Annotated in this window: 13 protein-coding genes; 9 read left to right on the forward strand and 4 right to left on the reverse strand. The window is 59.9% G+C overall.

What is annotated here, in order from left to right:
- Positions 1-2: 2 nt before the first annotated feature.
- Both ACILSL_RS05465 and ACILSL_RS05470 read left to right on the forward strand, forming a co-directional pair.
- Positions 3-1,409, forward strand: a complete 1,407-nt coding sequence (locus ACILSL_RS05465; RefSeq protein ID WP_395730995.1) for a DUF1501 domain-containing protein — start codon at positions 3-5, stop codon at positions 1,407-1,409.
- A gap of 1 nt (position 1,410) precedes the next feature.
- Positions 1,411-2,199, forward strand: coding sequence for an alpha/beta hydrolase (locus ACILSL_RS05470; protein WP_395730996.1), 789 nt, complete (start codon positions 1,411-1,413; stop codon positions 2,197-2,199).
- Between the two features lie 2 nt (positions 2,200-2,201).
- On the opposite strand, the gene ACILSL_RS05475 is transcribed toward ACILSL_RS05470, so the two are convergent.
- Both ACILSL_RS05475 and ACILSL_RS05480 read right to left on the reverse strand, forming a co-directional pair.
- A complete protein-coding gene (locus ACILSL_RS05475; protein WP_395730997.1) occupies positions 2,202-3,977 on the reverse strand; it encodes a hypothetical protein in 1,776 nt (591 codons plus the stop codon).
- 56 nt (positions 3,978-4,033) lie between these two features.
- A complete protein-coding gene (locus tag ACILSL_RS05480) occupies positions 4,034-4,972 on the reverse strand; it encodes a polymer-forming cytoskeletal protein (RefSeq protein WP_395730998.1) in 939 nt (312 codons plus the stop codon).
- 174 nt (positions 4,973-5,146) lie between these two features.
- On the opposite strand from ACILSL_RS05480, the gene ACILSL_RS05485 reads away from it, so the two are divergent.
- From ACILSL_RS05485 to ACILSL_RS05510, 6 genes are all read left to right on the forward strand, one after another.
- Entirely contained in the window at positions 5,147-6,352 is a 1,206-nt protein-coding gene (locus ACILSL_RS05485; RefSeq protein ID WP_395730999.1) for a homoserine O-acetyltransferase, read from the forward strand.
- Positions 6,353-6,363: 11 nt separating this feature from the next.
- Positions 6,364-7,140 carry an MBL fold metallo-hydrolase gene (locus ACILSL_RS05490; protein ID WP_395731000.1) on the forward strand — a complete coding sequence of 259 codons (777 nt, stop codon included), beginning with the start codon at positions 6,364-6,366 and terminating at the stop codon, positions 7,138-7,140.
- A gap of 1 nt (position 7,141) precedes the next feature.
- Complete coding sequence (locus ACILSL_RS05495; protein WP_395731001.1) at positions 7,142-8,752, forward strand: TIGR03790 family protein; 1,611 nt, start codon at positions 7,142-7,144, stop codon at positions 8,750-8,752.
- A 100-nt stretch (positions 8,753-8,852) separates the two neighbouring features.
- Positions 8,853-10,265: a PQQ-binding-like beta-propeller repeat protein gene (locus ACILSL_RS05500; protein WP_395731002.1), complete on the forward strand. Its 1,413-nt coding sequence runs from the start codon at positions 8,853-8,855 to the stop codon at positions 10,263-10,265.
- A complete protein-coding gene (locus tag ACILSL_RS05505) occupies positions 10,265-10,912 on the forward strand; it encodes a family 16 glycoside hydrolase (RefSeq protein ID WP_395731003.1) in 648 nt (215 codons plus the stop codon). Before ACILSL_RS05500 ends, ACILSL_RS05505 begins: the two co-directional genes overlap by 1 nt.
- 53 nt (positions 10,913-10,965) lie before the next feature.
- Positions 10,966-11,745, forward strand: a complete 780-nt coding sequence (locus ACILSL_RS05510; protein WP_395731004.1) for a cyclic nucleotide-binding domain-containing protein — start codon at positions 10,966-10,968, stop codon at positions 11,743-11,745.
- Here ACILSL_RS05510 and ACILSL_RS05515 read toward each other — a convergent pair.
- Entirely contained in the window at positions 11,723-13,123 is a 1,401-nt protein-coding gene (locus ACILSL_RS05515) for an enolase C-terminal domain-like protein (protein ID WP_395731005.1), read from the reverse strand. The two genes, ACILSL_RS05510 and ACILSL_RS05515, sit on opposite strands and share 23 nt — an antisense overlap.
- Before the next feature lie 78 nt (positions 13,124-13,201).
- Here ACILSL_RS05515 and ACILSL_RS05520 point away from each other — a divergent pair, with 78 nt between their 5' ends.
- Positions 13,202-13,987, forward strand: a complete 786-nt coding sequence (locus tag ACILSL_RS05520; RefSeq protein ID WP_395731006.1) for an amidohydrolase family protein — start codon at positions 13,202-13,204, stop codon at positions 13,985-13,987.
- Between the two features lie 3 nt (positions 13,988-13,990).
- On the opposite strand, the gene ACILSL_RS05525 is transcribed toward ACILSL_RS05520, so the two are convergent.
- Complete coding sequence (locus ACILSL_RS05525) at positions 13,991-14,356, reverse strand: DUF4339 domain-containing protein (protein ID WP_395731007.1); 366 nt, start codon at positions 14,354-14,356, stop codon at positions 13,991-13,993.
- Between the last annotated feature and the right edge of the window lie 39 nt (positions 14,357-14,395).

Here is a 14,395-nt window from a genome sequence, read left to right on the forward strand (position 1 = left end):
TCATGCACTCATCACCACTGCTCCAACGTCGCGCTTTCCTCGGCAAAACCTCCCAAGGACTCGGAGCAGTGGCTCTTGCATCGCTGCTGCAGCCTGCCCATGCCGCACCGGTGCGCGGCGTGCTAGGCACATTGCCTCTCCCGCAGAAGGCGAAGCGCGTGATCTGGCTCACCATGGCGGGTGGTCCCTCGCATCTGGAGACGTTTGATCCCAAACCGAAGCTTGCCGAAATGAACGGCAAGCCGATGCCCGAATCGTTCACCAAAGGCCAGCAGCTTGCGCAGTTGCAAGGCAAGCCGCTGAATTGCTTCGGGCCGCAGCATCCCTTTGCCAAATTCGGCAAGTGCCGGACCGAGATCTGCTCCCTGTTTCCCCAGATCGGCAGCGTGATCGATGACATCTGCCTGATCCGCTCAATGACTACGGACGCGATCAACCACGATCCGGCGCACATGTTCATGAACACCGGCTCGCAGATCGCGGGCCGCCCCAGCATGGGTTCATGGATCACCTATGGCCTCGGCACCGAGGCTTCAGATCTTCCTGGCTTCGTCGTTCTGACATCGCTCGGCAAAGGCGGGCAGAACCAGCCCATCGCTGCGCGGCAGTGGAGCAGCGGCTTTTTGCCATCGAAATACCAAGGTGTGCAACTGCGCGCCCAGGGCGATCCCGTACTGTATCTCACCAATCCGAGCGGCATCACACGAGATCAGCAAAGCCGCGACGTGGCGGCGATCAACGCGATCAACAAACAGCACGACGCCCTCGTGGACGATCCTGAAATCGCCACACGCATCGCGCAATATGAAATGGCTTTCCAGATGCAGGCCAGCGTGCCCGATTTGATGGATGTAAGCGCCGAAGGCGCGAAGACACTGGAGCTTTATGGCTGCCAGCCCGGCGATGGCTCTTTCGCATCCAACTGCCTGCTTGCGCGCCGCCTCGCCGAGCGCGGCACGCGCTTCATCCAGCTCTATCACAAGGACTGGGACCACCATGGAGGTGTGAAGGAAGGCGTGGCGCTCAAGGCCCAGGAAATTGACCGCGCCTGCATGGCGCTCATCACCGATCTCAAACAACGCGGCATGCTGGACGAAACCCTCATCGTCTGGGCAGGAGAGTTTGGCCGCACTCCGATGTCGCAGGGCGGCAGCGGCCGTGACCATCACAACAAAGCCATGTCCGTGTGGCTGGCAGGTGCAGGCATTCAGGGCGGTATCGTGCATGGCGCTACCGACGATCTCGGCTATGCCGCCATCGAAAAAATCACCACCGTCCACGATCTGCACGCCACCATGCTGCATCAGCTCGGCATCCATCACGACGCCTTCAGTTTCAAATTCCAGGGGCTGGATGCGCGCCTCAGCGGCGTGGAAGGTGCGAAGGTGATCAAAGACATCCTCGCGTGAAATGAGCTTCCGCACCTTTGAATCAGCCCACATCGGGGACGGCATTCATCACGCCACGGTGAAGTCAGCCGCACTGAGCCGTCGTGCAGACATCAGCTTCTATGTGCCACCTGAGGCCAAGACCGAAAAACTGCCACTCGTGATTCTGCTTCACGGCGTTTACGGCAGCCATTGGGCTTGGCTCTACAAAGGCGGGGCACATCAGGTTCTCGACCGGCTGATCAAAGAAGAAAACTTGCCACCGATGATGCTCGCAATGCCTTCAGACGGGCTGTGGGGCGATGGCTCGGGCTATGTGCGACATACTGCTGCCGATTACGCCAGTTGGATTGTCAATGAAGTGCCAGAGGCTGCCGCAGAAATCGATTCACGCTGCGCAGAAGCACCGCGCTTCATCAGCGGCCTTTCGATGGGCGGCTATGGCGCGCTGCGACTCGGCCTGCTCAATCCGAAAAAGTTTACGGCCATCAGTGCGCACAGCAGCATCACCGACGTGCCGCCGCAGATGCAGGACTTCGTGGAAGAATCACTGGAAGAATTTAATCTGACTGGCACCGAGCCTCTCGCCGTCATTGATTGCGCAAAGCTGAATTCACGCCTGCCACATCTGCGCTTTGACTGCGGCAGCGAGGATGTCTTGATCGAGCACAACCGCACACTGCACCTCGATCTGGAAGCCGCAGGCATCCCGCATATCTATGAGGAGTTTCCCGGCGGACACACCTGGGAGTACTGGAATGAGCATCTCGCAGACACGCTGCGATTTTTCAAAACGTGCCTACCTGCATAGGGTCACTTCTTCACCGACCTCGCCTTGTCCGTGTAAAACACCATCGGCAGGCTAAGGTGCTCCTTGTCGCCCACCGTCTGCCCGACGAGCGGGATGAGGTTCTTGAAAGGAAACTCAGGGCTGGGAGAAAAATCGCGGTCGAAGGCGAGCATGGGGCCGCGGACGATGAGGTCACGCCATTCAGCATAGGGCCCTGTGTAGATGTCGGTGATGCGCTCGACTTTAGCCGAGACAGGCGTCATGACAAAACCAGCCAGTTTTACACCGCGCGCCTCGGCTTTTGATTTCATGACTTCATAGTCGCCGCGCTGGGTACAAAGATCCACGCAGGGCACATCCCCATACCAGGCGATGAACGCGGGCGAATCAGAGATGACGAACTCATTCTTCTCCATGAGCTGACGAAGAATGGAAACACGTTCCGGCAGGAAGGGCGGCCAGTGAGGCGGGATTTTACCGCCCATGGTCAGGCCAAACTTCATCAGCACCGGCAGATTCACCGCTAGTGGCAGCGCGGTGATGAGCAAGGCCACCAGCGGCGCACCCCAGCGTGCCATGAAGTCGCCGGACATGTGAAAGCGGGACCAGAGCACTACGAGCATGGCCGCACCATAGGTGCACATGGCAGGCATGAGCACGATGTAGAGCGCATTGTCATCCTTCTCTTTGTCGGCCAGCCCAAGGAGTCCCATGCCAATGGTCACGCAGGCGAAAACAACCGCCAGCGTCCAGCGCGCGGAAGCCGCATCCGCCTTGCGAAAGCGGTGCATCAGGGAAAGGAAAAACAGCACGGCTGGCACGACATAACCCAGATGCGCCATGAGCAGCCCCAGCTGGTCCTGCCAGCCAAGACCGAGACGCCGCAACAGATCATCCACCTGAAGCAGCGGCACGCTGGGAGAAAAGTCACGCAGCAGCAAATCATGCGCCACTGCAGAAGATTGCGCTTGGAACAAGGCTTTGATGCCACCGAGGGGATCATCGCACAGCTGGACGTTCCACCACCCCCATGCGGCCAGTGTCATCACCGGGAACAAGGCTGCCACAATGGCTCCGGCTTTCCCACGGGGGAGAAATACCACCATGCCGATGATGAGTCCCAGCACAATCCACAGGGCCATCCAATGCGTGAGCACCATCAGCGAGCAGACGATTCCCAGCAGCGTGAGCGGCACAAACATGCCACGATTTTCCACTGCACGCCCAGCCGCTGCGGCATACAGACGAAACGCCAGCGCAAACAGCAGCACCAGCAGCCCCCGTGGCGCGCCGCTGACCATCAGCTCCCATGCTGGCTCACACACCAGCAGCGCAATGGCCGCGATGGCTGCGACCTGTTCGTCAAACAAGCGCCTTGCCGCGCCATGGGTGAAAAAAATGGTCAGCAGATACCACGTCACGCCAAAACACGCGATCACTCGGTCCAGCATGAAAATCGCACCGCCCGTGCCCGGATCATAAACCTCCCACCGCTTCAGGAAACGAAACGCCACCGACCACAGCAGCGGCTGCAGCGGCGGCTGCACGGTCTCGGGCATCGCCATCGGCGTCGGCTGCTTTTGCGCCGCCTCCATCTGTGACCAGGCGTACGGCTCGATCACGTGCGTCTGATACGAGCCCGTCCGTGCGATCTGACGTGCGAGCTGCGCCTGATTCATGCCTTCAGTACTGCTCAGGCCGCGGAACGTCACAAACACATGCAGCAGCGCCATGACAATGGCAGCGGCGTAAAACACCAGTCGAAGCAGAGCGCCGGGGCCGGAGGAGTTGGGAGACATGGCCGTTACATGCCACAGCAGGGCCATGCGTGCCAAGAACGATCTCGCATCTCATCTCACTGATGCGGCTCGAAAATCACCCCGCCACACTGGCGCTGCCCCTCCGCGCCCACACAGCGCCAGTACCAGCGCACTGCAGGCTTCACAAACGAGCCCAGCTTGCCTTCCAGAATGCGGAACTGCCCCAGCAGCTCGCCGCCATCACGCACCTGGAGCGAACGTGCCGCCACGGTGCCTGACAAAGTCCCTCCTTTTTCCAAGGTCACCGGCCCTTCACACACAAAATCCCCCGAAGCATGGCCCGCGACGGTGATCGAGCGCGCCCGCACCTCCTGCAAAAACGTCACTTCACAGCCAGCAGCCACTTCGAGGCGATCACAAACGATGCTGTCTGCGATCAGTCCGTCCATGTCGATCGTCCGTGAAGGCAGTTCCAACGACTCCTGCTCAGTGCGCTGCAGCTTTTTCATGCAAATCGGGCAGGAAGGGGTGCTAAAGTCGTCCGCCGTGGTGACGACGAAGAGAAAATCACTTTTTTCAGCAGGCATAGCCCGCACGGCCGCATCCAGCGCCACAGCGTCCACCGCCTCAATGCGCAGTTCCTGCGCCGTGCTCAGCGCCGCCGGGCTGAACCCCCCAGGTGCGATCAGGATGCCCCGGGTATCGCGCGCGGTGCCCACCTCCTGCGCAAAACGCTGCACCGCATCTGGTGTCGCCCCCCATTCGTTCCATGGGGCGGTCTTCACGATCGCCCGCCGCGCCTTCACCGATCTGGGTTCCTCGATCATGCCAAACAGCACCGCGCCGTCCGGCATGATTCGTGAACCCGACAATTCGCAACCCGCCTGCGCCGCAATCGCACGCGCCAGTTCTGAAAGACGCGCCCAATCCAGGCATGCGATCAACTCCGGCGACCAGCCGGCCAGCCGGTCCACGCCACAACTCCGCCGCAGCGCGAAACCTGCTTCTTCGAGAGTGACAAACGGATCAAGCATGGGGGGCAGGAGTCTGGCAGTCGGTTTGCCGACAATTAACGACCGATTTAAGGCAGATTCAAGGTGGGCACCACTCAACCATTGTTCCAACCATCCGGCAATCGGGCATCCAACAACCAGCAGCAAGCAATCCGCCTTGCCGCATCCCCAAAACCCTGTTTTCTTCCGCGCCTCATGTCAAAGGCCGTCAAAACAGAAGAAACCAAGTTTTTCCACACCGGTACCGCCCAGGAACCCTTCATGTTCGCCTCCGGTGCCGAGTTGCCCGAAATCACGGTCGCCTACGAAACCTACGGCAAGCTCAATGCCTCCAAATCAAACGCCATTCTCCTGTTTCACGCCCTTTCCGGCAGCCAGCACGCGGCAGGCGTCACCACCGAAGTGCCAAACACGGATGAGCGCTGGACGGAGGACTGCCACAATGGCTGGTGGGATCTGTTCATCGGCCCTGACAAGGCGCTCGACACCAAGCGCTACTTCATCATTTGCGCGAACTACCTCGGCGGCTGCTACGGCAGCAGCGGGCCGGCTTCGATCAATCCCTCCACCGGCAAACCCTACGGCAGCACCTTTCCTGAGGTGCGCACCAGTGATGTCGTCAAATCCCAGCTCGCCCTGCTCGATGGCCTCGGGATCAAAACGCTCCACGCAGTCATGGGCGCTTCCGTCGGTGGACTCCTCGCGATCAATCTCGCCACCTTGCATCCGGAGCGTGTCAAACTCGTCGTCCCCATCGCCAGCGGCTGCCGTACCACGGTCCTCACACGCCTCACCCTGTTCGAGCAGGTGCTCGCCATCGAGAACGACCCCCATTTTCAAGGCGGCGATTTTTATGACGACAAGGCGCCCGAGTACGGTCTCGCGCTCGCACGCATGATCAGCCACAAGACCTTTGTGCATCTCGATGCCATCGAGCGCCGTGCGCGGAAGGATGTGAAGCACGGCGGCGACACGCTTTCGTGGTATCGCGTCCAGCACAACGTCGAGAGCTACATGCTCCATCAGGGCAAAAAATTCGTAAAGCGCTTTGATGCCAACACCTACCTGCGCATCGCAGATATGTGGCTGCGCTACGATCCTCTCGGAGATGCGGGGGTGAGGACTTATGAAGAGCTTTTTGCCCGCAGCGCCGCCGCCGGGCAGCACTACCTCGTCTTCAGCATCGACAGTGACTTCTGTTTCTACCCCGAGGAGCAGGCGGAACTCGTCAGCCATCTCGAAAAAGCCGAGGTCTCCAACATGCACATCACCGTGCACTCAGACAAAGGCCACGACTCCTTCCTCCTCGAACCCCAGCTCTACACTCCGCATCTTTCCTTCACCCTCGATGGCCGCTGGAACAAAGGCTCGGTGGATCGTCCGGTGCAGGAGGTCGAATAAACCCCATGTCCATGCAACTCACATTCCTCGGCACCGGCACTTCCGTCGGCATTCCGGTGATTGGCTGTGACTGTGCGGTCTGCAGAAGCACTGATCCGAAGGACAAGCGGCTGCGCAGTTCTGTTTACATTCACACACCGGAGGCCGCATGGGTGGTGGATACCGGGCCGGACTTCCGCATGCAGTGCCTGCGTGAAAACATCCGCAGCCTGGATGCCGCGATCTTCACGCATCCGCACATGGACCACCTCACCGGCTTCGATGACCTGCGGCGATTCACCACCGAGGCAGATCATTTCCTTCCGATCTACGGCACGCCAGAGTGCCTTGCGGTGTTGGAACGCATGTTCATCTACGCCTTCAATGGAGAGAACCGGTACCGCGGCTATTTAAAGCCGTTCCCGAAACCGATTCACGGCCCGTTTCATCTGGGCGAAACCACCGTCACCCCCCTGCCCGTGCAGCACGGCAAGGTGGACACCATCGGCTACCTCTTCTCACGCGGCGGCAAGAAAACCTGCGCCTACATCCCGGACTGCAAAACACTGCTGCCCCATACGCTTGAATTGCTGAAAGGGGTCGATACGCTCATCATCGACGCCCTTCGCCACACGCCACACCCCACGCACATGAGCTTTGAAGAAAGCCTGGCCGTGCAGCGCGAACTCCTGCCGCGCCAGACCTGGTTCACCCACATCCAGTGTGAGATCATGCACTCGGTGGAAGCCCCTAGGCTTCCTCCCGGGGTTAACATCGCCTACGATGGCCTTAAGCTGGAGTGGACTTGAAATGACGCCTGGGATTCCAATCCTGAATCAAAAGACACGCAGCACAGCCCCTGCGCGAGCATTTATCAGTCATTTTTGCATCCTCCTGCTGCTCACACTTTCCGCGCGCGCTCAGCTCACTGCCGAATGGGATGCCGCTGCTGAAACCGCTGTCATTTTCAATCCAGATTTCCCCGGCTCTGCGGAACTGGCCTCCTACTACGCCGAACAGCGCCACATCCCCAAGGAGCGCGTCATCGGGCTGCGCTGTTCGCAGCAGGACTCCGTCTCACGTGGTGAGTTTGAATCCCAGTTGCGCGGCCCCTTGCTGCAGCTCTTTGAATCCAGGCACTGGTGGAACACAGTACCTCCCGCACCAGGCAAAGCACTCACCGGAGATGGCATCTCCTTCACCATCCCCCCACCCAGCAGGGTGCGAGTGCTGGTGCTCATGCGTGGCATCCCTTTTCAAATCCGCCGTTCGGCGCAAAAGCCCAAACAATCGGAGGAGGACGAAGCAAGCGTCGACTCCGAACTTGCCGTGCTCGGACTCAACAAGCCGCCCGTCAAAGGCGGCCTCCGCAATCCCTACTTCGACCAGCAGACGCGTTTCCCCCATGCTCGAAACTCACTTGGACTCCTGATCGTCGGCCGGCTCGACGGACCCGATGCCCCCACCGTGAAACGCATGATCGATGACGCGATCTATGCCGAGCAAAACGGGCTGCTTGGTCGCGCCGTCATAGATCTCGCTCAGAAAAATGGCGCCTACCAGGAAGGGGAGGACTGGCTCAAGAACAGCGTCGAATCTTATCGCCGCGCCGGTATTCCCGTGTTCATCGAACGCTCCGCTGAGGTGCTGCGTGATGGCTGGCCGCTGCCTGACACCATTTTCTACTTCGGCTGGTACACCGATCACATCGTCGGCGCGCTGGCCTCACCCGCTTTTCGTTTCAAAAGGGGTGCCATCGCCTGCCATCTGCACTCGTTCAGCGCCAGCGTCATCCGCTCACATGACAGGGCCTGGGCCGGGCCGCTGCTCTCGCACGGAGCCGCTGTCGCCTTTGGCAATGTGTTCGAACCCTACCTCGCGCTCACGCTGCACTTCGACATCTTCAACAAGCGCCTCCTCGAAGGCTTCACGGTCGGCGAGGCCGCTTGGAATGCCACGCCGGCACTGTCCTGGATGAACGTCGTCTTGGGAGATCCTTTGTACCGCCCCTTTGGCAAAGGCATCGGAGCCAAGCTCGGCGAAGGATCGGACCGCGACTACGCGCTTTATCAAGGCATGGCACTGCGCTTGGCTGGCGAGCCTGATGGGCATATCAAGACCGCGCTCACGGAACTCGCTGCGAAACGTCATAGCCCACGCCTTCTCGAACTCACCGCCCTGCTCTCCGCCCTGCAGTCCAAGCTGCCTCAGTCCATCGACCTGCTCGAACACGCCGAATCCACCACCCAGGATGCCGCCGGGATGCTGCGTTTGAGATTGTACCGTGCTGAAATGCTCCGCCGCAGTGAAAAAGCCGATGCCGCACGCAAGCTGCTGCGCGAGACACTCGGTGAAGCCCGTTTCAAAGATCAGCCCGCCCGAACTGCCGCCGAGTCCCTGCTCAAAGACATGGGCGGATGAAAAGCCGCTGTCAGATAGAATGCGGCGAAAGTGGCAGTCTGTGCTAAAAGCCGGGGCTCATCGCCCGTTTGAAGCTAGCCGTTCTCATTCACACCCATCCATGAAGATCACCACCACCGCTCTGTTCTTACTTTGCCTGACCCTCGGGGCCAGCGCTGAAATCCGCATCTGGAAGGACGCCTCAGGTGCCCACGAAATCAAAGCCGAACTCGTCAGTGTCGCCGGAGGCAAAGTCACCCTGAAGCGTGAGAACGGCACATTGCTCACTCTGGCCGTAGCCTCTCTCAGCAAGGCAGATCAGGCGCTCCTCGGTGGCGGGGCCTCCGGCAGCACTGGCGGCGCTCCAGGGGACTGGCCGCAGTGGCGCGGACCGGGCCGTGACGATGTCTCAAAGGAAACAGGTCTGCTCAAAAAGTGGCCCGCAGGTGGTCCGAAGCGGCTGTGGGTGAACGAGGAAGCCGGACTCGGCTATTCCGGTTTCGCCGTCGTCGGCGGCAAACTGTACACCATGGGCTTGTACGATGCCGAGGAAAAGCTCATCTGCATCGACACCGCCACCGGCAAGAAGCTGTGGGAAACTGCAGTCGGCCCCATTTTGAAAAACGGCTGGGGAGATGGACCCCGAGCCACCCCCACCATCGCCAACGGCATGGTCTACGCCACCAGCGGCACGGGTGAAATCCTCTGCGCTGATGCGGCCACCGGAAAAGCGCAGTGGACGAAAAGCATGACCAAAGACCTCGGCGGCAAAATTCAGGGATGGGGCTATACCGAGTCCCCGCTCGTGGATGGCGATCTCGTCATCGTGACTCCTGGCGGAGCCCAAGGCGCGGTCGCTGCTCTGGATGCCAAAACCGGCAAAGTCGCATGGCAGACCAGCGACGTGACGGAAAACGCCCAATATTCCTCCGTCATTCCCATCACCCAGGGTGGTGAACGCGAGTACGTGCAACTGCTCATGAACAGCATCCTTGGCATCTCCAAAGCGGGCAAGGTGCTGTGGAAGACCGAATTCCCCGGCAAAACTGCGGTGATTCCAACCCCCATCTACAATGACGGCCAGGTGTATGTGGCCGCTGGTTACGGCGTCGGTTGCAAGTCGGTCAAAATTGATGGCGGCAACGTCACCGAATTGTATGCCAACACCAACATGGTCAATCACCATGGCGGCGTGATTCTGATCGATGGCCTGCTCTACGGCCACTCCGACAAAGGCGGCTGGACCTGCCAGGATTTCAAAACCGGTGACATTGTCTGGCAGGACAAAGGCATCGGCAAAGGCGCGGTGACCAGCGCGGACGGCAAGCTCTACTGCCTCAGTGAAAACGACGGCACGGTCGCCTTGGTCGAGGCATCCAAAAAGGGCTGGCAGGAAGTCAGCAGCTTCAAGCTCGAGGCCACCTCCTCACAGCGCAATCCCAAGGGCAAGATTTGGACGCACCCCGTCATCAGCAACGGCAAGCTTTATCTGCGTGACCAGGAGTTCATCTCCTGCTACGATGTGAAAGGCTGATGCACCGTTTCATCCTATCTCTCGGAGGCAGGGCCGCATGGCTCTGCCTCTTTTTTGTGCTCAACCATTGCGGACCCGCGCCGCGCATTGAATGGAAGCTGCTTTCCGACGAATTTGCACCCGCCTGGAAAGCCTCGGGGATGCCAGAAGAAGGCAAAGTCTTGATCCACGACGGCGAGATCACATTGCAGCCCGGCCAGCCAATGACCGGCGTACGTTTTGGTGCGTGGATGTCCGCCAAACTGCCTCTGATACGCTATTCCATCGAATACGAGGCCATGCGTGTGGAGGGGAATGACTTCTTCGGAACCATGACCTTTCCAGTGAATGACTCGTATGTCTCGCTCGTCGTCGGCGGCTGGGGAGGCACGCTCGTCGGCATCTCCAGTATCGATGACATGGACGCCAGCGAGAACAGCACCCACGGCAATGGCTACTTTGAAAACAACCGCTGGCACAAGGTGCGCATTGAGGTGCGCGATGATGAAATTCGGGCCTGGATCAACGACAAGCTCTTCGTCAATACCCGCACCAAAGGCCACAAGCTCGGCCTGCGAAGCGGTGACATTGAAAAATGCCTTCCCTTCGGATTCGCCAGCTATGCCACGCAGTCACGCATCCGTAACGCGGTGATCACCCGCCTCTAAACTATCCGACCTGAGGCTTGACCTTGCAGGGCCACCCCATATCCTCCGCACTTATGGCAACCGAGCATTTTCAACGAGGTCAGGTCATTTTTCGTGAGAACGACAAATCCAAGGAGGCCTACTTCATCGTCAGCGGCTTGGTCGAAATCTCCATTAACACCGCTCACGGAATCCAATCCCTCGCCCAGATCGGCCCGGGTGAAATCTTCGGAGAGATGGGCATGATCATGGACCGCCCGCGTTCCGCCACCGCCACCGCGCTGGAAAACACCACGGTTGAGACCATCGCCGAAGACGAGTTTGAACAGCAGATCATCCAACGCTCTGACCGTCTGCATGTTTACCTTGCCACACTGTTCGAGCGCATCCGCAGGACCGATCTGCTGCTGACCACCACCACCAATGCCACGGTGCCGCTGGTCGCCAAACCCAAACCGGCGAAAGAACCCGTCTTCCGGGTCAAGCTTCGTTCCCACTACGATCAAACCGGCTTCGACCATCCGCCGGTGGAAAAAACGATCGTCAAGCTTCCCTTCCGGATCGGCCGCTCGTACTTCGACACTGCGGTTTCGTCGCTGGCCCGGAACGATCTCTCCATCGCTGACGCGCCTCCGCATCAGCTCTCTCGCAATCATTGTGAGATCGACTTCGAGCACGGTCATTTCGTCCTACGTGATCGCGGCAGCAAGCTCGGCTCCTGGGTGAATGGCGAACACGTCAGCGTCGATGCCGGCTGCATCACCAGCCTGCTGAAGACCGGCGAAAACAAAATCATCTTCGGCAACGCCGACAGCCCGCACCGCTACACGATCACGATTGAGGAGCTGCCATAAGCACACGCTTCACCTCATCCGCACGATAGCCAAATCCCGGGCCGCTGAGCGTACTCAGGTCCACGATGCCATTGCGGCGCTGGAACAGGCCGGGGTGAATCTCCTGCTCAGGCAGTGAAGCATCGGGGTAGAACTGCATCGCATTGCACTCCACCCCCTGGATCGTTCCCGCATGGGCGGCCAGGCGCACGTGCGGAATCATCGCCAGCATCGGATTCGTCAGATCCTGCACCATGAGCGGCATGCCATGCGCCTTGGCCCAGCACAGGCTCAGCAAGGCACCAGTCTGCGTTTTGCAGGTCTTCAGGGCCACGCCGGACCAGCCGAGGCGACGCCCCAGACGGACGAACTCCCAGTCATGCGCGCTTTCGTCGAGGAACAACGGCTTGCGCGCTGAGACGCTGCGCACGTCGATTTGATGCGCCTCAAGGTCATACGGAAACGGCTGCTCCACATACAAGGTACGGGCAAAAATCTCCGGCTCATCACGCAGCAGTCGGTCGAGGATGTCATTCACATACCCAGGCTCCTTGACGGTGCAGTTGAAGTCCGCGCTGAGCCACTTGACCCCACCGGCGAAACCAATGCGGCCGATGCGCTGCATGCGCTCAAAATCCCAGGCCGCATCCGTACCACGCAGCTTCACTTTGAGGCATTTCAAACCGTCGCGTTTGATCCAGTCCGCCAGCAGCAGCGGATGTTCGTCTTTCGGCTCCGTGCCGTTCAAATCCGCGGCCTCCAGCGCGTCCACACCTCCCACGAGATGCCACACCGGCAGTTGCTTCGGCGCATCCATGACCAGGTAGTCCTGCGGGTACCGTCCCTTGAAGTCAATGCCACTGCCTTCTTCCGGCGTGATGAACGCAGACAAATCCCGGCTCATGAACTCTGCGTTGTAGGTTGAGTAGATGTCACGGTTGTGCAGCACGCCATACGCATCATGCACAGCGATGTCGAAGGCGCTGAAAGCCACCAGCGAACCGAGATACGGCATTTCATCCCCTCCGGCAGCCGCATTGGCCTCCTTCAACGTCGCCGCCAGCGGACCGTGCATGAAATCCTGGCCAATCTCCATCGGATGACCGGTGAAGCCGCTCTCCAGCAGCCGCTTGGCCAGCAGCGTGGAAAAATCCTGCATGCGCTGCGCACGCACCGCCACGCTCAGGTTGCTGGGCCAGACCCATGACACGCTCAGCGGTGTTTCACCCCAGCCCTGCGCCGTTTTGCCGCTGCGGTCGGCCACCGTCACACGTGCCCGCAGACAGACGGCGTTGGTCACCGTCTCAGGGCCAAACTTCAGCGGCACACGCATCGTGACAGGCAGAAAGAAAACTTCGGCGGCGGTGACTCGGACATCAGTGGGCTTGGTGGTGGGCATGAGTTCAAAATGAAGCGCCTCAGCGAGCCCGCAAAGAAAACATTGCCGTGGCGATGTGCTTCCGCTTCATTCTTCCCCATGCGTATTTGGGATCTGCACTGCCACATGTCCGGCGTCCCCGGGCTCACGCCGGAGGAACGCCTCAAGGCGCTGCTCGTCTATGCCGACCGCATGGGCATCGAGCGGCTGTGCGTTTACATGGGATTGAAATGGTCGCAGGATCCCTCGCCTGCCGATCTGGTGCAACAGAACAGTGAGGTGTTGCGCGCCATCGCCAAATTCCCGGATCGCGCCTTTGGGTTTGTGTACCTCAGCGCCAAGCATCCTGAACAAAGCCTCGCCGAACTGGAACGCTGCGTGGCCAATGGCCCGATGGTGGGCGTGAAACTTTGGGTCGCGGAAAGATGCAACGTAGCCGCCATCGATTCGATCATCCGCCGCGCCGCTGAACTGAAAGCCGTCATTTTCCAGCACACCTGGTTTAAAACCACCGCCAACTATCCTGGTGAATCGACACCAGACGAACTCGTCGCGCTGGCAAAACGTTTTCCCGATGTGCCCATCATCTGCGGCCACACCGGCGGCACCTGGGAACTGGGCATTCGCGCCATTCGCGCCCAAACCAACCTCTATGCCGATCTCGCCGGCTCAGATCCCACGGCAGGTTTCACGGAGATGGCGGTGCGTGAGCTCGGTGCCGCACGCGTCATCTACGGCAGCGACTGCGGCGGGCGCAGCTTTGCCAGCCAGCTGGCAAAAGTCCACGGCGCGCAGATCAGCGACGCCGACAAACAAAAGATCTTCTGCGACAATCTGCGCGGCCTTATGCAGCCCATCCTGCAGGCCAAGGGCATCAAAGCGTGACCATCAGTCCTTCTTTTTGCCGAAGCCAAAGAGTCGCCGCAAAAAACCACCGCCTGATTTGGTCTCGGCGGCTTCTTTGTTCGGGGCGTTCGGCCCGGCCAGTCGGCGGCCTCCTGCGTCCGATTTTTCTTCAGCAGGCTTCTTGGCAGCCACAGGTGCAGGTCGGCCCGCCGGGGTAGGCAACGATGCCTCCCACCAGGCAGGTGCCAGCACGGCCACCGTCTGCCATGCTTCCAGTCCCGCATGCCAGATGAGAGAATCCGAAGCCAGCTTTTTGGCACGGACCAGCTCGGTCATCGCCTGGTCATCCATTGGACCCTCGGCTGCGCCTGCGTTGTTGTAGTACCAGTTCATCGGAATAGGCGGCAAGGCTACGCACACATCAAAACAGCGCAAGGCAGGAGGAAA

Source organism: Prosthecobacter sp., from assembly GCF_044222345.1.
GTDB lineage: Bacteria > Verrucomicrobiota > Verrucomicrobiia > Verrucomicrobiales > Verrucomicrobiaceae > Prosthecobacter.